1 protein-coding gene is annotated in these 858 nt (G+C 58.7%); it reads left to right on the top strand.

Features of this window, described 5'->3' with window-relative positions; all coding sequences use genetic code 11:
- Positions 1 to 783, top strand: a 783-nt coding sequence (locus ASU23_RS12115) for an IS256 family transposase (protein WP_156423143.1), incomplete at its 5' end; no start/stop codon positions are given.
- Positions 784 to 858: the final 75 nt, after the last annotated feature.

The following is an 858-nucleotide window of genomic DNA, read 5'->3' as shown; positions in this document are numbered from 1 at the left end:
AGCTTTCCGTACATCTTTCTCGACGCGACGTATTGCAAGGTCCGGATCGGTGCCCACGTGGTCTCTCACGCCCTCGTCGTCGCGACTGGGGTGTCGATCGACGGCACCAGAGAAGTGTTGGGTACTGCGGTCGGCGACAGTGAGTCGTTCGATTTCTGGCGGGAGTTCCTGGCCGGGTTGAAAGTGCGCGGCCTGTCGGGGGTGCACCTGGTCATCTCCGATGCGCACGCCGGGTTGAAAGCTGCGGTGATGCAGCAGTTCACCGGGTCGTCGTGGCAGCGATGCCGGGTGCATTTCATGCGGAACATCAGCTCTGCTGTGTCGTCGAAGCATGTGCCGCCGGTGATGGCGGCAATCAAGACGATCTTTGCGCACACCGAACCGGATGCTGTTGCCGTGCAGTGGGAGCAGGTCGCAGATACCCTGGCGGAGTCGTTTCCGAAGGTCGCCACGATGATGCGTGATGCGAAAGAGGATGTGCTTGCGTTCCGAGTGTTCCCGAAGGCGCATTGGCAGAAGATCTGGTCGAACAATCCGATCGAGCGGCTGAACAAGGAGATCAAGCGAAGAGCTGACGTAGTGGAGATATTTCCGAACCCGGCGTCGTTCCTGCGTTTGGCGACGGCGGTGGTCATCGAATCCCATGACGAATGGCAGGTCACCCGCCGCTACGTCTCCGATGTCAGCATGGACGAACTACGAGACGTCATCGACGCGAAGAAACGAGCCGCGACCCACGAAGCAACGACTGAATCTTTGACACCCGAACTCGAAACCGCATAACCTACAACACGACTCGTTGATCACGAACCTGATGGTTCACCGATCCGAAGTACACCACTCCATGGGACGCTATCT

This window comes from Rhodococcus sp. KB6 (assembly GCF_001445685.1).
GTDB lineage: Bacteria > Actinomycetota > Actinomycetes > Mycobacteriales > Mycobacteriaceae > Rhodococcus_F > Rhodococcus_F qingshengii.
The sequence above is the reverse complement of the archived record's forward strand: the minus strand, read 5'-3'. Positions and strand labels throughout refer to the sequence as shown.